Genomic DNA, 22,301 nt, shown 5'->3' with positions numbered 1-22,301 from the left:
GCCGCTCTCCGGCTCAATTGATCATTGCCGCCTTCTTGATCATTGACCCCATGCCCGACCGCCCCCAACAGCTCGACGAGCTTTTCCTGCGCCTGCGCACAGCCACGGCGCCGCTCGAAATCGAGGCGCTGCAGCAGGGCATTTGGCAGCTGTGGCTGGAAACCGACGACGTGGCCCTGAACAAGCACCTGGAAAGCGGCATGCGCGCCATGGCCGCCGAGGATTTTACCCGCGCCATTGCCGATTTCACGTGGGTTGTCGAACAACACCCAGCCTACGCGGAGGGCTGGAACAAACGCGCCACGGCGCACTACTTGCGCGGCGAGTACCGCGCGTCCTTGCTCGACGTGGCCCAGACGCTGCGCCGTGAACCCCGGCATTTCGGGGCCCTGTCGGGCAAGGCCACCATTCAGCGCATGGTCGGGGACGACCGCGGCGCGTTGCGTACGCTCCGCCGGCTGCGGCGCCTTTGCCCCCACCTGCCGGGCCTGCAGGCCCAGCTCCACGACCTGCAGCGCCGCCTCGACGAATCGGCGGATTAGGCTCGTCACCACCTGATTTTTCGGGGGTCAGCTTAATTAAGTTCGCAAAAAAACTTTGTAAGTTTAGGGGTACGATTGGACTGCAATGTGGTCTGATTGTGCTTTTTGCTCGTCTCTGTTTCTTTTCCTGCCCACCCAGAGCGGCTTTTCTCCCGGCCGCTACCCCTGCATTCCGCCCATGCGTTTACCTCTACTTCTGCTCTTCGGCGCCTGCTGTTGCGCGCCCCTCACCGTGCATGCACAAGGCCGCGTACGTCAGAGTGACCTCGACAGCGGCCGCGTGGACAAGGGCCGTAAGCTCGGCGCTTGGTCCTACTACGCCCTCACCGCCAGCGGCCGCAAAGTGCTGGTGCAGCGATACGATTACGACCAGAAAAAGCTGCTCTTTTACCGCAAGCCCGACGAGCGACCCTACCGCCACCACGTCGGCGGCGACTGGCAGGTGGGCTACCTCGACCGCCCGCCGCTGTACGTGGGCGGCGAGCCGATGCTGTCGGCGTACATGCGCCAGCTCAACTACCCCGAACAGGCCCGCCAGAAAAACGTGCAGGGCCGCGTGGTCGTGCGCTTCGTGGTGGATACGCTCGGGCAGGCCTCGGAGCACCAGGTGCTGACGGGCATCGGCGCGGGCTGCGACGAGGAAGCCCTGCGCGTGGCGCGCATCATCCCCAACGAGTGGATTCCGGGCCGCAAGGACGGCCGCGCGGTGCCCGTGCAGTACGAGTTGCCCTTCGTGTTCCGCATTGCCGGCAACCAGTAGGCATCTTGTCTGGCCGGCGTTGCGTAAAATGCGTCCATGAACCCCTCTGCCGCCTTCCCCCTCCGCGCCTTGTCGGCCGCCGCCCTGCTGGCGGCCGGCCTGCTCACCACTGCCTGCGACTCCACTCCGCGTGAGCGGCAGGACGCCGTGAAAAACAGCGCCAACAAGCTCGATACGCTGGCCGACAAGGCCGGCTCGGCCATTGAGCGTATCGGCGGCCGCGCCGCCCGCTGGGACTCCGCCTCGCGGGTGCGCAACCGCCAGCCCCTCGATACGGTAGCCACCTCGGCTTTCACGCAGGAGCTGCTCGGCGCCTACGCGGGCATCGAGCGCCTCTCCGTAGAAAACCTGGAGCCGGCCTACACCCAGCTGCTGCGCCAGACGCGCGATAAGCGCCGCACCTGGTCCCAGCGCGATTGGGACTACGCCACGGCCGTGTTCAGGCGCCTCAACGCCCGTTACCGCGCCATCCGCCTGGACCTGCCGGGCCGACAGGAGCTGCGCATCAAAGCGCTGCAGGCCGAATTCACGGCCCTCGAAACCGGCCGCGACCTGAACGACCTCGGCGACGCCGTGCGTGAGAAACCGGCCGCTGGTCGATAACTGATGGTATCGGCATCATAATCTGGCCCGTGCAACGTTTGCTGGCCGGGAAAGCCTCCTGCAGGAGCTGCTTTCCCGGCCAGTTTTTGTGTGGCCGCTACGCTATTTCCACCAATCGTTGCTTGCCGATGCCCCGCTGTTATCCCGCCGCGATATTGTGTCTGACAGCCCTGACGGCCCTGGGGCAGCAACCCGCCGGCTGGCAGATTGGGCTGCGCCCCAGCCTGACCATAGCCGGCGGCGAGGTGCGGGATGGCCTCGGGGGCAGCGCCGCCAGCTACCGGCAGCTGGCCGCCGATAAGTTTTTTCCGGCGCTGCTCGTGCAGCGCCACTGGGCGACGGGCTATTTTGGCCGGGCTTCCCTGAGCCAGGTGTCGCTGCCAGCCGCCCTCAGCATCGAAACACGCCGGGGCGACACCTTGCTCAGCACCGGCCTGGGCTTCGTGGCCGGCGGGACGCTGCTGCGCCTGGAGATGGGCCGCACCCGGCCCCTGGGCGCCAGCGGCCGCACCCGGTTGCTGTCGGCCGTGGGGCTCGGGCTGCTGTACGCCAGCGCCCCCAGCCAGCGTTTCAGCACCCCGGCTGATACTTCGCTGCGCCCCCCGTCGTACGCGCGCTACTGGGGCGCCAGCAGCCAGACGCTGGAACGCCGGCGGCGCTTCAACGGGCTGTTGAGCACCCGGGTGGGGCTGGTGCGGGAGCTGCCCTGGCGCGACGTGGTCAGCCTCGAGCTGGCGCTGCATTACGGCCTAGCGCCCGTGTACCGCACGCGGCAGGAAGTGGAGTTTCGCGGCCCCAACGGCCCCGAGCCGCTGGGGGCGACCACCGAAACGCGCGGTAGTTTCGTGGAGCTGGGCGTGGGCTACCACTGGCAGGCGCAAAAGAAAAAACTGATATCAACGCCCTACCTGCCACCCGAAAAGCCGCGCCGCGAGCCGTGGCAGCCGCTGCCCACGCGCGGCCTGTACCTCACGGGGGGAATGCGCATGGGCGCAGCCCTGGCCCGGCAAGGCCGTAGCGGCCACCGCCCCACCAGCACCATTGCCGATGTATCCTTCCCGGTTTTCAATGCCCGCCTGGGCTACCAGTGGCCGGCGGGTTGGCTGGTCGAGGCCGGCCCACAAACCGCTTACGTGCTGCTGTTTGGTCATTTCGACCCGCAGGCCGCCGCTCCGGCCAGCCTCGGCCCTGCCAACCAGTCGAGCTACGTGCTGGCGCCGCAGCACGGCACCGAGCTAACGGGCTGGCCCCTGAACACCGCCTGGGCCCTGATGAGCGGCCGCCGCTGGACGCTGCGCCCCGACCGGTGGTACGCCACGGCCAAGGGCGGCGTGGTGGTTCACCGCTACACCGGTCCGGTTGCCTTCGGCGACGTGTATAGCCTGATGTCCTCCACGCCCACCGAGGACTACTCCGAATTCTCATTTGCCTATTCCATCACGCGCCGCTGGCGGGTACTGGCTCAGCTGGAGGGGGAGCTTGAGGCGCGCATTGGGCGGCGTACGCTGCTGGGGCTGCAGCTGGCCTACGCCGCCCGTTTCGTGGGGCGCCGCGCCGCTGATCAGGCGGTCATCAGCTGGTACTACAACGGCCAGGCCCAACCGCCCGTGGAAGTCTACTCGCGGATGACCAGCCTTACGGCCGGGCTGCAGCTGCGGCGGGTGCTGCATTTGTAGCCCGGCCGCGCATCCCGGTGGCGCCGGCGCCGTTTCTTTGCAGCATGCTTGCATTCCGGTTCCGCTTCCGCCCGTGGTTTTTTCTGCTTTTCTGTACGGCCGCGCTAAGTGCCCGGCCCGCCCGGGCCCAGCGCCCGGCGGCCCCAGCGCCGCGTTCCGTCCCTGCGGCGGCACACCTCATTGAATCGGCGGAAACCGTGCCGGCCCAGGATCAGTGGCTGCAGCCCGGCGACCGGCTGCAGCTGCGCGTGAAAGCCCAGCCGGGGGCGCGCGTCACCGGGGGGCTGCGCGATGTGGCCCTGACCGAGCTGCCGGCCACCGGGCCCGGGGCCGCGCGCGGCGTGTACCAGCTCAGCTACGTGGTGCAGCCCGGCGACACGCTCCACAACCGCCCGCTCTGGGTACGCGTGCAGCTGCCCGACGGCCGCCGCGACTCCATGTTGACCACGAGCCGGGTCCGCCTGCTCGACCCGAACACCCCGCAGCTGGCACGCACCAATTCTTCGCTGGCCTACCTGAACTACGGCCTGGGGCAGGACCGCCTCGGCGGGGCCAAAATCGGCTACCTCGACTCCCTGGTGCTGCTGCACGTGACGGGCCGCGTGGGCGAGCAGTACCGCGTGCGCCTGGCCGAAGGCCAGACGGCTTGGGTGCCCGACGAAACCGTGCGCCTGCTGCCGCCCGGCGGCTTTGTGCCGCAGTCGCTGACCAGCTCCTGGAGCGTCGGCGGCGACGAGCAGTACGACTACGTGCGTGTGCCGCTGCAGGAGCGGCTGCCCTACCGCTCGCAGCTGCAGCTGACGCCCACGCGGCTGGTGGTCGACGTGTTTGGGGCTACCTCGAACACCAACTGGATAACCCAGCGCACAGGCCTGCGCGAAATCACCGACGTGTACTACGAGCAGCCGCAGCCCGACGTGTTTCGCGTCGTCATCGACCTGAAGCACCGGCAGAGCTGGGGCTACGGCATCAACTACGTAAACAACGTGCTAACCATTCGGGTGCGGCGCCCCCCGGCCCGGCTGGAGCTGAAAGGCCTTACCGTAGCCGTGGATGCTGGCCACGGCGGCGACAACCAGGGCGCGGTAGGCGCCAGCGGCGCCATGGAAAAGACGCTGACCCTGGCCATTGCCCAGAAGCTGCGCGCCGAGCTGGAGCAGAAGGGCGCCACCGTGCTCATGACCCGCGACGCCGATGTGAGCGTGGGCAACGAGCTGCGGGTTCGGCGCCTGCGCCGGGCCATGCCGCACCTGCTGGTGAGCGTGCACGTAAACTCCGCCGGCAGCCCCGAAGCCAACGGCACGTCCACTTTCTACCGCTACGTGGCATTCCGGCCGCTGTCGGCGGCCATTTACGAGCAGATGCTGCAAACCGGGCTCCAGGGCTGGGGCAACGTGGGCGCCTTCAACTTCGGCCTGAACGGACCCACCGATTTTCCGAACGCGCTGGTGGAAACGGCCTTCGTCTCGAACCCCGAGGATGAAAAGCGCCTCGTCGACCCGGCGTTTCAGCAGCAGATGGCTGAGCGCATCACCACCGGCATCGAGCAGTTTTTGGAGGGCACGCGCGCTAAGAAGTTTCTGGGCCGCAGCAAAACGGAAGCCGTGGAGCAATAAATGAGCAGGCGCCCTGGGGCCCTCACATCATCATGTGAGGCGGAGGCTGAGAAATAAGCAGGCATACATACGAAAGTATTCGTAGACTTGCCTCGTTCCATTTTCAAGCCTCCCTTGTGCCATGCGCCGCGCTACCTATTGCTTGCTGAGTGTTTTATCAGCCCTGGGGCTACTCACGTATCAGCCGCTGCTGGCCGGCCCAAAGCCCAGGCCCGACTCAGTCGACGCGTTTATGCGCCGGGTCATGCAGCGGCACCATATTCCGGGCGCGGCCGTGGCCGTCATCCAGGCGGGCAAGGTACTGAAGCTGCAGAGCTACGGCGTGGCTCACCTGGGCTGGCAAGCCCCCGCCACGCCCCACACCGCGTTTCAGCTGGCCTCGGCCACCAAGCCGCTGACGGGTACCTTGCTGGCGGTGCTGGCGCAGGAGGGCAAGCTGCAGCTGGATGCGCGTCTGGGCACGTACCTCGATTCCGTGCCAGCGGCGTGGGAATCCATCACGGTGCGCGAGCTGGCGGCTCATCAGTCGGGCATCCGCCTGGTGCCGCTGGAAACCACCCGCAGCCTGCCCCACGCCCTGCGCACGGCCGCCGCGCAGCCCCTGGCGTATGCCCCCGGCACCAAGGACTTTTACGTCAGCACCGATTACGCCCTGCTGCAGGCCATCGTGGAGCGCGTGACGGGGCAGTCCTTCGAGCAGGCGCTGCAGCAGCGGGTGCTCACGCCGCTGCGCATGTCCGGCACGCGCTTCAGCCACGCCCAGGACGGCGGCCTCGTGCGCACGGCCCACGTGCTGCCCCAGGCCTCGGAGGTGTATTCCTGGGATGCCAAAGCCGGTGCCTACCGCGTCAGCGACATGCGCTTTCCCGATTGGTTTTACGCCGCCGGCGGGGCCTACGCCTCGGTGCATGACCTGGCGAACTGGATTGTGGGCCTCGATACCAACGCCCTGCTTCGCCCCGACTACCAGGCCTTGCTGTGGGCCCCCGCGCACCTGCGCAACCAGCAGCCCACGCACTTCGGGCTGGGCATGGTGCACGAGCAGTACCAGGGCCACCGGCTGGTGGGCCACAGCGGCGGGCCGGCCCTGGCCGACATCGTGCGCTTTGCCGACGCGGGCCAGCCGCCGCTCACCGTCGTGGTGCTGACCAACACGCGCGGCGGCTTTCCGCCCTACCTGGCCAAGGCCGTGGCGCACTACTTCGTGCCGGGACTGCCGCAGGACAAGCCCGAAAACTACCGCTAACGGCCAGCGGGGCCTTCGGATCAATCCGAAAGCCCCGCTGGGTGGTGGTATTCAACGCTAAAAGGGGTAGCCGATGGCCAGGTTCAGGCGCCCGTCGGCGAGGCTGCCGGGCTTGGCGAAGTACTTCCGCTCCTCGGGCGGGATGTTGCTCGTGTTGTAGGGCACGCGCAGGGGCACGGCGTAATCGAGGCGGATGACGATGAACTGAATGTCGATGCGGATGCCGGCACCGGCCCCGATGGCCAGCTCCTTCAGGAAGCGGTTGGCGGCAAAATCGGCGCCGGGGCGGGTCGTGTCGGGGTTGACGAGCCAGATGTTGCCCGCGTCCACGAACAGGGCGCCCTTCACGTACGGAAACAAATCCTGGCGGTACTCGGCGTTGGCCTCGAAGCGCAGGTCGCCCACCTGATCATAGAAGCGGGAGGCGCGCTGCTGGGTGCCGGCGGGGCGGTAGCTGCCCGGGCCCAGCTGCCGGGCCGCGAAGGCCCGCACGCTGTTGGGGCCGCCGATGCCGTACTGCTTCAGGTAGGGCAGCACGTCGGAGTTGCCGTAGGGCAGGCCCAGGCCCAGCAGCACACGGGTGGCAATGCGGTTGCCGCTGGTGGGGTTGGCGTTGGTGCGCAGGTAGTTGCGCAGCTCCAGGTCCAGCTTGGTGTACTGCGAAAATTCCTGGCCTATCACTTCGTACTTGCCGTTTTCGTTGCGGCTGGCACCCGACAGCTGGTTCAGGCCCGCGGCCAGGTTGCCGGAGCCTTCGATCTGCCCGCTGAAGTACACCTGCGAGCGGCGCTGTTCGTACACTTGCGTGTTGTAAGTGTAGCGGTACGAGCTGGCTGGGATGAACTGCTGGCGAAAGGAACTGGCCAGAAAGGGGCTGCGCACCAGCAGCTGGTCGAATTCCGGCGACGTTTTGGCCAGGCGGATGTACTGCAGATCGATGGGCCGCAGCTCCTGCTCGTTGGTAATCTTGGTTTTCCAGCTGTAGCCGTAGTTCAGGTTGAAGTAATCGACCTGGAAGAAGTCCAGGCGTTCCACGTAGCGGTAGCCGGCCCCGAAGGAGGTGCGCGGCTGAAAGTCGGAGTTGGGGAGGCGCACGTCGAGGAAGGGCAGCGGCGGGGTGATGAGGCGCGGCACCAGCAACTGCCCGTTCACGCCTACCTCCACCGAGTTCAGCCCGAACACCGGCGTGTTGGCGTCGGCGTTGCGCGGGGCCTGCCGCCGCTCGAAGGTGCCCACGAAGTTGAGCAGCAGCTGCTCGGCCCCGCGCAGCGCCGAACGGTTGCGGAACGAGGCCGTGAAGCCCGGCCCGGTGAAGCCGTTGGTTTTCTGCACCAGCTGAAATTCCGCCCGCAGCGACTTTTTTTTGAGCTGCGTCATGCGCACCTGCGCGTTCAGGAAGCCGTAACCGGCCGAGTCGGGCTTTTGCCGGGCGGGCCGGAACTGGATGTCGACGAACTTGAACGTGCCCAGGCTCATCAGGCGGCTCAGCGTCTGGTCGTGGCGGCGGCGGCGGTACAGCGAGTCGGGGTACAGGAAGGTGGCGTTGGTGATGGCCCGCGCGCGGAACACCTTCTCATCGGGCACGTAGCGGTACTTGCGGTAGATGATGGGCTTGATCGATTCGGTGGTGTCCGTCAGGCCGTAGCGCGTGTTCAGCGTTACGCGGTTGAGCACGTAGGGCTGGCTGGCGCGCTTCGGAATGTTGCCCTTCACCCGGATGTACACGTCTACCTGGTTGTGTTCGGTGCTGTCCACCTCGTACAGCAGGTAATCGGGCGCGAAATAGTAGTAGCCGTTCTGCTTGAGTACGTTGTCGATGCGCGTGCGCTCGTCCATGAGCAGCTTCAGGTTGTACGGGTCGCCCACCTTGAGCAGCGAGCCGGCCTGCGCCTTCCGGATGTCGTTGTCGAGCAGCGTGTCGCGCTCGGGGAAGTGAATTTCCTTGATGGTGTAGGGCCGCTGCACTTTGGCCGTGTAGTCGACGGTAGCCGTGCGGCCCTTGGCCACCACCTTGCTCTGCACCACCGGCCCGGCGAAGTAGCCGTTGTTGTAGAGGCGGTTGAGCATCAGGTTCTTCACCTTCTGCGTGTCCACCTGGCTCAGCAGCACCGGTGCCTCGCCGTACTTATCGGCCACCCATTTGCCCAGACCCTTGGTTTTGCCCTCGCCCAGGTGCCAGAAGTACAGCTTGGGCCGCAGCCCGAGGATGGAGGCGTTGGGCTTGGGGGTAATGACCGATTCCAGCTCGGTGGTCAGCTCGGTTTCGCGCGGAATGGCGTAGGGCGAGGTCACCTTCACCGCACTGCCGGTGTAAAGCTTGTCGTTATCGGGAATGAAGCGGGTGCCGCTGCAGCCGGCCAGCACGGCGGCCAGCAGCGCGGCGGCGCTGCACGTAAGCTGCCGCATCGTAGCCAGCCTGAGGGTATCGTAGCTCATCTGCGGTTAGTTCAAAGCGTTGTTTTTCAGCGTGTCCTGCGCGGCTTTCTGTTCGACCTTGCGGGCTTTGCGGTCGGCTTTCACGGCCTGTTTCACGGGCTCCGGCGTCTTGGCAAAGAGCTCCTGCAGGGAGTTGTAGTCGCGCTGGAAAATCAGGGCCGCGCCGGTCTGAATGAATTGCCCGTCGATGTCCTCGTAGGCGTTGTTGCGGAAAGCGCGCAGACGCAGGCGGCCGTCGGGCAGGATGTTGTACTCAATGCTCACGTCGCCGGCAAACTGGCTGGCCGAGGCCGCCCCCTGCGTGGCCTGGCTGCCCCCGCCGCCGAGCGGCACGTCGGTGCCCAGGCGCACGCTCAGCCGGTCGTTGAGCAGCTGCCGGCGCACGGCCACGTTCAGGTCGGTGCGGTTCTGCTGGGCGCCGGTGCCCGTCACGGCGGTGTAGGAGTCCACGCCCAGCTCCACACCCAGTCCCGCCAGGTACTCGCCGGTGAGGTTGTTGAGCTGGTCCGTGAGCACCTGGCTGGCCGAGCCCCGCAGTTGGTTGCCCACGAAGGAACCCGGCCCGGCCGTGCTCTGGAAGGGGTTTTCGGCGATGAAGCGGTTCAGGGCCAGCAGGGCGAATACCTGCTTGTTCAGCTCGTTGACCTGGCTGGGTTGGCGCAGCTGCTCCAGCTTGGCGCGCACCGGCTCGGCCACCGGGCTGGTAGTGCCCTCCGGCACCCGAATGTCGAACCCAATGGTGGGCTTGAGCAACTGGTCGGTCACGTTCAGGTACACCTCGAAGGGCAGGCGGTTGCGCGAGAGGTTGCTCAGCTCCGAGCCGGCGTCCAGCTGGTTGGCAATCAGGTCGGCGGCCACGGCGCGCACGCGGTAAATGGCCGACACGTTGAGTTGGGCGTTGAACGGGTCGCCACTCCACACGATGTAGCTGCCGCCGGCAATGTCGAATTTGCGCTCGGCCAGGTCGTAGAGCGAGAGTTCGTACTGGCCCTCGGTCACGTCGAGGCGGCCGGTGAGCGTCTGGGCGCCGCGCTCGTCAAGCACCGCGTTCAGCGTGCCCTCGGCCCGCACCCGCAGGTTGTCGCCGGCGGCTTCGTCGATGACGATGGTGAAGGGCGTGTTGTCGTTGACGGTGATGTTGGCGCGCACGTCGTAGCCCGTGGCCACGGCGGCGCTGTCGATGTCGTCGGCGGTCAGCGCCAGCAGCGAATCCGCGTTGGGCTTGCGCGCGTCCTTGTCCACAAACACCACGATGCCCTCGCGCTCCACGGCCACGGCCTCGTCGGTGGGCACCACCACGGTCAGGTCCGAGCCCTCGGCTACGGTGGCGCGGGTGCGCACGTTGGGCCGCTGCAGGTTGCCGGTCACGCGGGTGTCCGAGTCCACGAACAGCTTGCCGTAGTAGAGCGGGTTGTCGCGGCGGGTGCTTTGCACAGCCAGGAAGTTGGTGGTGGTGGCCTGCAGCTCCAGCCGGTACTGGCCCACCTGCGCCAAGTTGCGCGCCGGCACGATGTAGCCGTCGACGACGGCGCGGTTGCCCAGCGAATCGAGGATGGCGAAGTCGTCGAAGTGCAGGCCTCGCTCGTTGAGCACCAGCTCGTCGCCCGACAGGCGGAAGGGCGCCCCCAGCTGCGAGAGGGTGAAGCCCCCGTCCTGGAAGCGGGCGGCCCCGCGCAGCTGCGGCGCGGCGGTGGTGCCCCTCACCGTAAAGCGCCCGGTCAGCGCCCCGGTGCTTTCCCGGATTTGCCCGGCCGCGAACGGCTCGATGGCTTTCAGGTTGAAGCGCGTAATGTCGGCCACCACGTCGATGGCGCCGCTGGTGGCGTAGTAGCCGCTCACGCGGGCGTCGGTGCCGTCGGTGTTGGTGAGCTGGGCGGCCAGGTCGTAGCGGTCGGCCACGTTGTTGACGACCTGGGCGCGCAGGTCGCCGAGCACGTACTTGTTGTAGGCCAGCTGGGCCAGCGTCAGGTCGGCCGTGAAGGCCTGCCCCGTACGGCCCAGGTTGTAGGCCACGGCCTGCCCGTTGAGCGTGCCGCCAATCAGCGAATCCTGGAGCCCGGCCGCCCGGCCGAGGCCGTAGAGGTCGAAGTTGCCGATCTGCACCTGCAGCGGGTTGCGCGCGCCCGGCAGCGTTTGCAGGGCCAGGAAGCGGTCGGCGGCGCCCTCGTTGCGCGAGAGGCGCACGTTCTGGGCCACGATGTTGCCGTTGGCGGGCGTGTAGCGCACGAAGTTACCCGGCGCGGCCACCCACCGCTTGCCGTCCACGGCCAGCTGCGGCTCGAAGCTGAACTGGTAGCTGCTGCCCCCGCCGAGCACCTGCAGCACGCCGGCCAGGTTGAGCTTTTCCAGCGAGTCGGACTCGGCGATGCGCAGGCGGGTGCCGATCTGGTTGTTGGCCACCGAGCCCGTCAGCGAGGGGTTCGGAATGCGCAGGGTGGTGTCCTGCCGCACTTGGTCGAGCAGCACGGCGTAGTCAAGCTTCTGCGGATCGGAGCCTACGCGCAGCTTCAGCGAATCGAACACGATGCCTTGGTAGCGCAGGCGGGCAATGTCGGTGCGCACCGTCAGGTTGGCGGCGCGGCTGTCGTAGCCGCCGCTCAGGCGGAAGGGCGCGATGCGCGTCAGCCCGGTCACGAACTTGGGCAGCAGCAGCGCGCCGGTGCGCGGCACGTTCACCTCGAAGGTAAACTGCCGCGCCACCGACGACGCCCGGTACTGCACGCCCGGCAGGTCGAAGTACCGGTCGAGGTGGCGCTGCAACTCGGTGACCAGGTCGCCGAGGCGGGTGTTGCCGCGCAGCGTGGCCTGCAGCAGGCTGGAGGCAAAATCTACCTCCGTGCGACCCGTCTGCTGCACGATGCGGGCGTCGAGTGAGTCGAGCGGAATGGCCTGCCCGTTGAGGTTGATGAGCACGCCCGTGCCCTTCACCGTGCCGTTGAGGGTGTTCAGGTCGGCGCCGGTCAGGTTGGCGTCCAGGTCGCCGCGCACGCTCAGGTTGCCGCCCGAGTAGAAGCCCAGGGCCGTCAGGTTCAGGCTCTGCACGTTGCCGCTGAAAGAGTACTGCGGCGCGTTGGGGTTGCTCAAATCCACCGTTCCCTTGATGGCGAAGGCCGCGTTCTGGTCGCCCTGGCTGCGCGCGTCGATGTCGTAGCGCTGCCCGGTGATGTCCACGTTGGCGGCGATGTTGCGGTAGGTGTAGTTGCCGTAGCGGGCTTGCTGCAGGTTGGCTACCAGGCGGCCGCGCATGGTCGCGGGCTCGAAGCCGGCGCCGGTGTACGTGCCGCTGCCCGTCACGGCCCCGATGTCGGGCTGCTTGAGCAGGCGGCCCAGCTGAAAGCCCTGCAGGTTGAAGCGCGCATTCACCGGCTCGCGCCCGGCCGGCCCCGGCCGTAGGTTCGCCGCGATGGTAGCCCCGCCAAACGAGGTGTTGGCCTTCAGGTTCAGCGCCAAGTCGTTGGCCGTGGGCCGCCCCTTGATGGTGCCGCTGAGCGTGGCGCGCTCCGGCAGCTCGATGACGTCTTGCGGAATAGTGCCCGCGGGCAGTAGGTCGTTGATGTCGCGCCGGGTGGTGGTCAGCTGGCGGATGTTCAGGTCGGTGTAGAGGCGGCGGTCGGTGTTGGGCAGGCCCTGAATGCGGCCCGAGCCGCGCACGATGGTGTTGCGCAGCCCGATGACTTCCAGGTTGCGCAGGGCGAAGTTGTCGACGCGCCCGTTTACCTGCCCGCTGATGAGCACCGACTGGTTGGGCCCGCTGGTAAAGGGCTTTTCGGTCACCAGGTCGGGGGCCAGGTACAGGATGTCGCGGAAGCCCAGGCGGGTGTTTTGCAGGTTGGCTTCGATGCGCGTCTTGCCCAGCGTGCGGGTGTCGGCCAGCGCACCGAGCGAGTCAAACCCAATGGCCAGCGTGCGGCGGATGCGGGTGTGGGGCGTGATGAGGTCGAGGTTGTCCAGCCGGATCTGCACCGAGTCGTACACCACGTCGGCCTGGGCCTTGTCCACCCGAAAGCCGCTCTGCTCGCGGCCGCGCAGCAAATCGATGCGGCCGGTGGTGCGGTTCTCGGTGTACACCAGGTTGCGGGTGCGCAGCGCCAGCGAGTCGAACAGCAGGTGGTTGTAATCCATGGCCGGCAGGCGGGTGCGCTGCCGGGCTTCGTCGAGGTTGTCGAAGGCGAAGCGCACCCCGCTGATGTCGGACTGCCGCAAAGCCACGCGCCAGGAAGTGGGCGCGCCGGTGGTCTGGCTCACGGCCGAATCCACTTTCTGCACGGCTTCGGCGGGGTTCACCACGCGCCGCTCCACCGGCACCGTGGAGTTCTGCGCGTAGCTGATGTCGGAGTTGCGCAGCACCAGCGTGTTCAGGCCGATGCGCTGGCGGATCAGGTCGATGTTGTCGGCCGTCACCTGCGCCTGCCCGATGCGCGTCTTGATGTACTGCTTGGAGGGGTCGTTCTGGTAGTTCAGGGCCACGTTGTCGAGGGTGGCGCGGTCCAGGCCCAGGGTCAGCGTAAGCGGCTCGGCGGGCGTATCGGGCGGCACCTTGGTCTGCACGATGTTGATGCCGGTATTTTTCAGGCTGGCCGACTTGATGCGGTACACGCTGCGGTCCACGTCCACCTCGTTCATGGCCACGGCCAGGTCGCCCACGCGGCCGCGCACGTTCATGCCGTCCACTTCGTCGCGGTAGGTCAGGTACACGCGGGCCAGGTGCGCGTCGCCGATGTCGTACTTGAAGCCGCCGGTGGAGTCGGCCGCGGTGGTCGTGGTGGTGTCGCCGGTGGCGAAGGCCGCCAGGATGTAATCGAAGTTGTAGGTCGAGTCGGGCAGCGTGCGGCGGATGTGCACCGTGCCGTCGGTCAGCTCCACGTTGCTCACGTTAATCTGCGACTTGGTCAGGGCCCACAGGTCGATGCCCACGGCCAGCTTGCCCACCGAGAGCAGCGTATCCCCTTTCTGGTCTTCCAGGTACACCCCGTCGAGGGCCAGGCCCCGGCGCCAGTCCGTGCGAAACTTCCCGATGCGTACCTCCGTGCCGATCTTGTTTTGCAGGTATCCAGCCGCTTTGTCGGCGGCGTAATCCTGCACCGACGGCACCTGCAGGGCCACCACGAGCCCAATCACCACCAACAAGACCAAGCCGACCAGGCCCAGGAGCCCCCACAGCAGCCAGCGTACCGGACCGGGCAGCCGGTGGCGCGGCGCCGGCGACGAAGCCTGCGTGGGGGAAGCGGGGGAAGACGTAGAATTTGCCAAGAGAGAGAGTATAAAGCCGGCCGTTGTATAAGAGTTGGCAGCGGCTCAGGCCTTTCGGACGAACAATCGGCCCCGAATGTTACATGGCCCCGGCCGTAGCCGCGCGGACGCGCTTTTTCGCTGCTGCCCGGGTCCTGATCAACGGCCCCAGAACCCGCCGCCGCCCGCGCCGTTTCTCCGGGCGGAGGAAGGCGCGCCGTATCCGCCGCGGGGCCGCGCGGGCAACAAGTGAGGGCGGGCGTACTTCCGCAAAAACAGGACGCGGTAGAATCGGCTAAATCTCCGACTTTTGCCTACCGATTACTTGCATCTTTTTTTTATGCGCCTCCGTTTCCGCATTCCCTATTTTACCGCTTGGGGCCAGCGCCTCGAAGTGCGGGGCAGCAGCTCCGCGCTCGGCGACTGGCACCCGGACCACGCCCTGCGCCTGGCGTATCAGCCCGCCACCAATACCTGGGAAGGCGAAACGGAGGTTCCGGCCGACGTCACGGCGCTGCGCTACAAGTACGTGCTCGTCGACGACAACACCGGCGCGGTGCATTGGGAAGGCGGCCCCGACCGCCAGCTGCCCCTGGCCGGCGAAACTTACGGCCTTGTCGTGCTCGACGAGTACTGGCACGCGCCGGAGCTGCCCGAGTACGAGCTGCAAACCAACGCCTTCACCCAGGCCATCTTCCGCCGCCCGGCCGACTCGCCTTGCCACCAGCCCCGCCAAGCGCGCGCCCGCACCGCCGACGCCACCGTGCGCTTCTCGCTCACGGCGCCGCGCGTCGCGCCCGGCCAGTGCCTGTGCGTGCTCGGCTCCGACGCGGCCCTCGGCGCCTGGGACAACACGAAGCCGCTGGTGCTGTCCGACGCGACGTTCCCCACTTGGTCGGCCGATGTCGTGCTGGCCGAATCGGATCGGGTTGTCGTGTACAAATACGGCCTGTGGGACCCGCAGCGCCAGCAGTGCATCGATCTGGAAGCCGGCCCCGACCGCGTACTGCCGCCCCTGGGCGGGCGCGACACCCTGCGCTGGCGCCACGACGAGCTGTACCGCCACCAGGCCGGGCCCTGGCGCGGTGCGGGCGTGGCCCTGCCCGTGTTTGCCCTGCGCAGCCAGCAGGGCCTGGGCGTAGGCGAGTTCCCCGACCTGAAGCTGCTGGTAGACTGGGCCGTGGCCACCGGCCTGCAGCTGGTGCAGGTACTTCCCATCAACGACACCACCGCCACTCACACCTGGGTCGATTCGTACCCGTACGCGGCCATTTCGGTGTTTGCTCTGCACCCGCAGTACCTCAACCTCGACGCCGTGGCGCCCCTGCAGGACGCCGCGCTGCGCCAGGAGCTGCACGCCACGCGCGAGCTGCTCAACAGCCGGGACTTCGTCGACTACCAGCCGGTGACGGAGGCCAAGTGGAAATTTGTGCGCGCCCTCTATAAGCAGGAGAAAAAGAAATTCCTGGCCGATAAGGAGTACCAGCAGTTCTTCCAGAAGCAGCAAAGCTGGCTGGCCCCGTACGCCGTGTTCAGCGGCCTGCGCGACCGGTTCCACACCGTGGACTTCCGGCAGTGGCCCGCCGAGTACCAGCAGCCCGGCCAGTGGCCCGACACTCTGCTCGACCCGGCCCACGCCGAGTTCGACGAGTTCGGCCTGCACCTCTTCACGCAGTTTCACCTCGACAAGCAGCTGCGCGAAGCCGTGGAGTACGCCCGCCAGCACGGCGTGGTGCTCAAGGGCGACCTGCCCATCGGCATCTACCGCCACTCGGTGGAGGCCTGGACGCAGCCCGAGCTCTACCACCTCGATCAGCAGGCCGGCGCCCCGCCCGACGATTTCTCCGTGACGGGCCAGAACTGGCGCTTCCCCACCTACAACTGGGAAAAGATGGCCGAGGACGGCTACCAGTGGTGGCGGCAGCGCCTGGGCCACCTCAGCCGCTACTTCGACGCGCTCCGCATCGACCACATCCTGGGCTTCTTCCGCATCTGGGAAATTCCCAACCACGCCGTGGAAGGCCTGCTCGGCCACTTCTCGCCCGCGCTGCCCCTGCACCGCGACGAAATCCGCGACCGGCTGGGCTGGTGGGACGCGCAGCGCCTGACCGCGCCCTACATCCGCTGGCACATCCTGGAAGAGCTGTTCGGCCCTGATGCTCATGCCGTGCGCGAGGAGTTCCTCGACGATGCCGGCCACGGTGCTTTCCGCCTGAAGGAAGCCGTGAATACCCAGCGCAAGGTAGAAGCCCTGTTCGAGCCCCGGCTGGCGTTTGCGGCCGGCGCGGAGCAGGAGCGTCTGCTCCGGCAGCGTACCGGCCTCTACCGCCTGCTCACTGAAGTACTGTTCGTGGAGGCCGAGGGCTCCCATGGCGAGCGGTGGCACCCGCGCATCACGGTGGACAAGTCGCGTACCTTCCGCGACCTGGACGACCAGACGCGCCACCGCATGCAGGAGCTGTACGTGGACTTCTTTTTCCGCCGCCACGACGAGTTCTGGCGCCAGCAGGGCCTGGTGAAGCTGCCCCCCGTGCGCTACGCCACCGACATGCTCATCTGCGGCGAAGACTTGGGCATGGTGCCTGCCTCCGTACCCGGCGTGATGCGCCAGCTGGGCATGCTGGGCCTGAACATCCAGCGCATGCCCGCCGCCACCGGCATCGAGTTTTCGCACCCCAACGACGCGGCTTACCTCTCCGTGGTGTCGCCCTCCTGCCACGACATGAGCACCATCCGCGGCTGGTGGGAAGAGGACCACGAGCGGACGCAGCGTTTCTTCGAGCAACTGCTCGGCCACCACGGCCAGCCGGCGCCGTTCTACTGCGAACCGTGGATAACCCGCGAGATGCTGGTGCAGCACCTCTACTCCCCCGCCATGTGGGCCATTTTCCCGCTCCAGGACCTGGTGGCCCTCGACGAACAGCTGCGCCGCTCGAACCCGCTGGATGAGCAGATCAACGTGCCGGCCAACCCCGAGCACTTCTGGAAGTACCGCTTCCACCTCCCGCTGGAGCAGCTGAAGCAAGCCGACGCGTTCAACCAGCAGGTAAAAGAGCTGGTGGAAATCAGCGGCCGCGGCCCGGTGCATTAGCCAATCTTGCTACCCGCCCGAAACGAAGAGCGGCGCCCCGGATCCGGGGCGCCGCTCTTCGTTTCGGGCGGGTGGTTTATTGCAGCACCAGCCGGTGGCTGCTCACCTCCGCGCCGCGGCTCAGGCGCAGCAGGTACACGCCGGCGGCCTGCCCGCGCAGGTCCAGCGGCTGGCGCACCTCGGCGCCGCTGGGCAACGTGGCCCGGTACACCGGCCGGCCCAGCGCATCGATAACCTCCAGGGTAAGCGGGCCGCGGGCGCCGCGCACGGCCACGGTCACCTGTCCGGCCGCCGGGTTGGGGTACACGTCGGTTTGCCAGCTGGCTTTGGCTACGGCTACGGCCGTCACGCAGGCATTGGCCTCATCGGCCCCGATGTCGGGCGCACTGGTGCTGCGCGGCTCGCCGTCGATATCAAACCCGGTGCTGGTCGGCCCGGTCAGGGGCGTGCCGCGCCCGTCGAGGCCGCAGTTCTGCGCGGTCAGGTGCAGGTCGGTAGCCGATACGAATATGGGCGCTATCGATACGCTGCGCTGGTCCTGGCCGGTAGCGGTGCGCAGTGCCGCCAGGGTCGCGGCGTCGGTGCCCGCCACGCTGGCCAGCACGGCCCGCGCGCCGGTGGCGACGTAGTCGTTGCTGTTAATCAGCCCCAGCGACGCCGTGGCGCCGCCGGCCACCAGCAGCGCGTAGGCTTTGCCACCCGCCGGCGTCGTGCTGATGTTGTTCACCAGAATGTTGTTGAGCACCGATACGTTGTTGAGGCCCGTGTTCAGCGCCAGCGCGGCCGTTTGCGGAGTAGCCCCGCCCGCTACCGTGCCGGTCAGCGCCACGGTGTTGTGCACCAGCGCGTAGCCTCCCCCGCTGCTCACGAGCATGCCGTGCGGCGCGAAGGAAAAGCCGTCGTCGCCGTAGCTGAGCACGTCGCGGATCATGTTATCCGTCACCACGATGCTCGCGCTGGGGTCGGTGGAGGCCAGGCGCACGCCCACGGCCCCGTACGACGTGGCCGTGGTATTGCCCGTGTGGGTAATGTCGCTGATCTGGTTGGCACGCACGTAGCCCTCGCGCGAGGTGCCGCTGACCTGCACGCCCGACACGGCAGGGCTCGTAGCCCGCGTCACGCCGGCAATGGCGTTGCCGCGCACGTCGAAGTGCTGGCTGCTGAGCACCACCACGCCGGCCGTACCGAGCTTCTCCGCGGCCACGGTAGCGCCCAGCTCGTTGCCCACGACTTGGATCGAGTCGCAGCCGTTCTGCAACTGCACGCCGATGTTGGCCCGCTGCACCAAGCAGTTGGCCACCCGGCCGGCTGTTACGGCGTCAAAAGCCAGACCGTAACCCGTGGTGCTGCTACCCGCTACCAGTTCGGTGTTGCTGACAGCCACGTTGCGGCCCGCCGCGAAGATTACCCCGCTGGCCGAGCCCGTGCCGTCGTTGCGCAGCCGCAGCCGGCGGTTCTGGGCCGTGCCCCCGTCGATGCCCACATAGCTGGCATTGATGACGAGCAGCGGCGTGGTGGCCGCGCCGCGCAGCACCACGTTGCCGGTGCCCGCGGCGGGCTGAATCAGCACGGCGCGGGGCGCGGTGGCGGGCGTCGGCCGCGTGCCGGGGTTGGCGTTGAGCGTTATCGGGTACGTTTCACTGGGGTAGTTGGCGTCGATCAGCCGGAGTACTAGGTTGCCGCTTAGCTCGCTGCGGTTTAGGTCGGCCACGGCCGCCGTCAGCGTAGGGTAATCCGCCGCAGCCGATACGCCCACCGTCTTTATCCCGCTGAGGAAACCGAGGATGCGGAACACGTACGGCCGCTGCGGGGCGCTGCTGATGGCCGTTACCGACGTGCCCGCAAAGCCCACGCCCGGGCTGGCAGTTACGTTGAGCGTGGTGGCCAGGTCCTGGGCCACCACGAAGTACTGCAGCGAGTCGCCGGCCACCGGGGCCGCGCGCAGCTTGCTCACATCGAGCGTGAAGCTGAACGGAGTAGCGGCGTTAGTGGCCTCGGTCCACTTCCAGCCGTTGCCGGTCGCGTCGTTGGTGGCCGTAAACACGTTCGCGTCGGTGGTCTTCTTAAAATATAGCCGGGGCTTGGTGCCGGCCGCCACGTTGACGCCGCTAGGGTCGGTGATGGTCACCCCGCTCAGCGTACGGCTGGTCAGGGCGCTGGTGTTGCCCAGCGGCGTCAACACGATGGCCGGGCCGGTCAGGTCATTGCGCAGGAATCTGCCTTCGTCCGCCCCGAGGTCTGGGGTAGCAATGTTGCGCGCTTCGCCGTCGATGTCCTGGGGCACGCCCGTGCCGCCAGCCAGGCTTTGCCCGCCGCTTTCCACCTGCGTGGGCACCGTCGGGCTGATGTGCAGGTCGCCCGCGCCCACAAACGGCGGGTTCTCCGTGACGGAGGTTTGCTCGGCCGGCGCGGCCCGCTGCTTGTAGTCCGTCAGCGTAATATCCAAGGCCGGATTGGCGGTGTTAGCTCCGAAAAAGAGGGGGTGTTCGGCGCTGGGCGTGCCGGCGTAGTACAGGTTGTTACCCGAGCCGTTGGCCAGCGTAGTCAGCGTATTGGTAGCCTTGAAAAAAGCGGCCCCGATACCACCCGCGCCGGGCGTCAGGCCCGTCACGCGGTTCACAAAGATGTTGTTGGCCAGGTAAGCCGGCGTATTGGCGCCCGACATGAAGAATGCGCCGCTCTTGTTGCTGGCCACCGTGGCTGCATATTCCACCAACACCGTGTTGTGAAACACGTTGTTGGTGGTACCGCCGCGCAGGCTCAGGGCCCGCACCGCCGTGCCCGCCGTGCTGGCCGGGGCCGCCACGTTGTACACAAAGTTGTTGACGACGTTGCTGGTGGTGCCCCCCGTCACGTCGATGCCCACGGCGAAAGCGCTGCTGCCAGTAGCCCGGATGTTGTCGAGCCGATTGCCGATGATGTTGTGTGTGGTGCCGTTGTCGATGTAGATGGCCTCCACGATGCCGGTACCCGTAGCATTGCTCACCACATTGCGCAGCGTATTGCCCGTCAGGTCCGCCGAGTTGGTGGTGCCCGTCGAATACAGCCCGTACACGCTGCCCGGACCCTGCACGTCGGTTACCTCCAGCCCGTACACCCGCAGCCGCTGCTGCGACTTCAGGTACAAGGCGTACACGATGGTCGTGGTGGGCGGCCCCCCCGTGGCCGGCACTCCGATCTGCGCGATGCGGCTGCGTCCGCCCGGCAATGTTCCGATTTCGATGTCCGTGTCGTACACGGCCGCGGCACCCGCCAGGTAGTAGGCGCTGGTGCAGTTCACCACGGACGTGTTGTAAAAGCGGTTGGCATTGTTGCCACCGTCAAGCAGGTACAATCCGTACGACTTGTTGGCGTTGTTGCGGCTTAGCTCGATGTTGCAACCCTGCACGGTATTATTGGTCGCGCCGCCCTTTAGCCAAAGACCATACTCGGTCATTTGAGCGGCGGTGGTATTGGCTGGGTTTTCCCGCAGCGTCAGGCTGTCGAGCCGTACGTAGTCTGCGCCGTCCAGCGTCAGCACTGCGTCACCCGCACCTGTGCCCACCGTCTGCAGCACAGGGTTAGCACCGCGGCCGTCCTTGACAAACCGTATGGGATTGGCAGCTGTCCCGGTTACAGTCAAAGCGGGGACAATCTCGGTGAATGTCGCCCCGGCTTTTACCTGAAACGTTACCCCGCCTGCGCCTACGCCGCCTGCATTCAGTGCTTGTACAGCCGCACTGAAGGTAGAATAGTTGTTGGGGCCGGGGGTGCCTCCAGGGTCGATGGTCTTGATGCCCGTAAGCTGGGCTGTGGCTACCGTGCTGATTGCGCTGGCAGCGAATAAGAGGAAGAGGTGTCGCATAGGCAGGGAGAAAAAACCTGGGCCAAATACCAGAAAATCCGGCAGGGCTTCAAATGTATTTTCCCCATGAACCACAACCCAAGCTTGGCATGCCGGGTATGCTGGGCTAGCACTTCGTATTCACTATTTCATGCCCGCTTCTGCCCGCCGTCCTTTTAAGCGCCCAAGCCACGTCCCCGCTACCGATTACGAAGTCGTCATTGTTGGTGCCGGAGCCGCTGGTCTTAGTGCCGCCTTGGTATTGGGTCGCTGCCGACGCCGCGTGCTCCTTTGCGACGGCGGCCGCACCCGCAACTTTCCTTCTCCCGCGGTGCACGGCTTTCTGAGCCGCGACGGGATAAAGCCTCAAGAGCTATTGCGCATCGGCCATCAGCAGTTACAGCCCTACCCTACCATTGAACAACGCGAGAACTGCGTTTCGCAGGCTATTCGTGACCCTGAGACCGGTACCTTTCATCTTACCCTTGACTCAGGCCGGGAAGTCACCACGCGTAAAATAATTCTGGCTACGGGCATCATGGATATTCTGCCCAGCATCAACGGCATGCACGAGCTCTGGGGCCGCGGCGTGTTGCATTGCCCCTACTGCCACGGATTTGAAGTCAGCGACCAAGCCTTGGCGGTGTATGGCAACGATAAATCCGTCGCGGGCTTCGCCCTACTCATCAGCCGCTGGTCCAAAGACGTAGCCGTTTGCACGGATGGCTGGACGAAGATGTCCGAACACGCACGCCATCGGCTCAGACGGCACGGCATCCAGCTGTACGAGCAGCCCATTCGCGAACTGGTTGGCCGGGCCGATGGGCAAATGCGCTACATTGAATTCAATGATGGATCCACGCTCGCACGTCATGCTCTTTTCATTCATCCCAACCAGAAACAGCGTTCTGATTTAGCACAACAGCTAGGCTGTCGACATCTACAGCGTAACGGAGCTGTGTGGGTTGATAAGCGGATACAAACGTCAGTACCCGGTGTCTATGCAGCGGGGGATACCACTCCTGCAGCACAACAAGCTCTCATTGCCGCAGCTGAAGGTGCCCAAGCGGCTATTAGTTGTAACGAGCAGCTAACCCGCGAAGAATGCTCCTGATCCGCAGGGGGTAGTTAATCGGTACCATAAGTTTACCCAGCCGCTGGGGGTTCGCGGCCAGCGCCCCACCCGGGCGCCGCTCTTTGGCCGCCGCCTGGCAGAGGCCGCCGGTACGGGGGGGGGCAAACAGGCGCGCCCCGCGGTCCAGGAAGGACCGCGGGGCGC

Annotated in this window: 11 protein-coding genes; 8 read left to right on the top strand and 3 right to left on the bottom strand. The window is 66.6% G+C overall.

Annotated elements, in window-relative coordinates; translation table 11 throughout:
* The first annotated feature begins 50 nt into the window (after nt 1-50).
* The 6 genes from ACYVKQ_RS16570 (at nt 51) to ACYVKQ_RS16545 (ending at nt 6,443) form a co-directional block, all read left to right on the top strand.
* Nucleotides 51-542 carry a tetratricopeptide repeat protein gene (locus tag ACYVKQ_RS16570; RefSeq protein ID WP_460676463.1) on the top strand — a complete coding sequence of 164 codons (492 nt, stop codon included), beginning with the start codon at nt 51-53 and terminating at the stop codon, nt 540-542.
* A gap of 178 nt (nt 543-720) precedes the next feature.
* Nucleotides 721-1,302: an energy transducer TonB gene (locus ACYVKQ_RS16565; protein ID WP_460676462.1), complete on the top strand. Its 582-nt coding sequence runs from the start codon at nt 721-723 to the stop codon at nt 1,300-1,302.
* A gap of 36 nt (nt 1,303-1,338) precedes the next feature.
* Nucleotides 1,339-1,905: a hypothetical protein gene (locus ACYVKQ_RS16560; protein WP_460676461.1), complete on the top strand. Its 567-nt coding sequence runs from the start codon at nt 1,339-1,341 to the stop codon at nt 1,903-1,905.
* 128 nt (nt 1,906-2,033) lie between these two features.
* Nucleotides 2,034-3,581, top strand: a complete 1,548-nt coding sequence (locus ACYVKQ_RS16555) for a hypothetical protein (RefSeq protein ID WP_460676460.1) — start codon at nt 2,034-2,036, stop codon at nt 3,579-3,581.
* A 44-nt stretch (nt 3,582-3,625) separates the two neighbouring features.
* Nucleotides 3,626-5,197 carry an N-acetylmuramoyl-L-alanine amidase gene (locus ACYVKQ_RS16550; protein WP_460676459.1) on the top strand — a complete coding sequence of 524 codons (1,572 nt, stop codon included), beginning with the start codon at nt 3,626-3,628 and terminating at the stop codon, nt 5,195-5,197.
* 121 nt (nt 5,198-5,318) lie between these two features.
* Nucleotides 5,319-6,443 (top strand): serine hydrolase domain-containing protein, encoded by a 1,125-nt coding sequence (locus tag ACYVKQ_RS16545; RefSeq protein ID WP_460676458.1) that lies wholly within the window; start codon nt 5,319-5,321, stop codon nt 6,441-6,443.
* 57 nt (nt 6,444-6,500) lie between these two features.
* On the opposite strand, the gene tamL is transcribed toward ACYVKQ_RS16545, so the two are convergent.
* On the bottom strand, nt 6,501-8,879 hold the full coding sequence (gene tamL / locus ACYVKQ_RS16540; protein WP_460676457.1) for a translocation and assembly module lipoprotein TamL: 2,379 nt from the start codon (nt 8,877-8,879) through the stop codon (nt 6,501-6,503).
* Between the two features lie 6 nt (nt 8,880-8,885).
* Complete coding sequence (locus ACYVKQ_RS16535; protein ID WP_460676456.1) at nt 8,886-14,129, bottom strand: translocation/assembly module TamB domain-containing protein; 5,244 nt, start codon at nt 14,127-14,129, stop codon at nt 8,886-8,888.
* Nucleotides 14,130-14,448: 319 nt separating this feature from the next.
* On the opposite strand from ACYVKQ_RS16535, the gene ACYVKQ_RS16530 reads away from it, so the two are divergent.
* The gene (locus ACYVKQ_RS16530) at nt 14,449-17,199 is read left to right on the top strand and encodes a 4-alpha-glucanotransferase (protein ID WP_460676455.1); all 2,751 of its coding nucleotides are present in this window, start codon (nt 14,449-14,451) and stop codon (nt 17,197-17,199) included.
* A 76-nt stretch (nt 17,200-17,275) separates the two neighbouring features.
* Here ACYVKQ_RS16530 and ACYVKQ_RS16525 read toward each other — a convergent pair whose 3' ends face one another.
* The gene (locus tag ACYVKQ_RS16525) at nt 17,276-20,821 is read right to left on the bottom strand and encodes a T9SS type A sorting domain-containing protein (RefSeq protein ID WP_460676454.1); all 3,546 of its coding nucleotides are present in this window, start codon (nt 20,819-20,821) and stop codon (nt 17,276-17,278) included.
* 352 nt (nt 20,822-21,173) lie between these two features.
* Between ACYVKQ_RS16525 and ACYVKQ_RS16520 the strand changes: the two genes are divergently transcribed.
* On the top strand, nt 21,174-22,136 hold the full coding sequence (locus tag ACYVKQ_RS16520; protein WP_460676453.1) for an NAD(P)/FAD-dependent oxidoreductase: 963 nt from the start codon (nt 21,174-21,176) through the stop codon (nt 22,134-22,136).
* Nucleotides 22,137-22,301: the final 165 nt, after the last annotated feature.

It is taken from the genome of Hymenobacter coalescens, from assembly GCF_054783195.1.
Note: the sequence above shows the minus strand (reverse complement) of the source record. Positions and strands in the feature narration are given on the sequence as shown.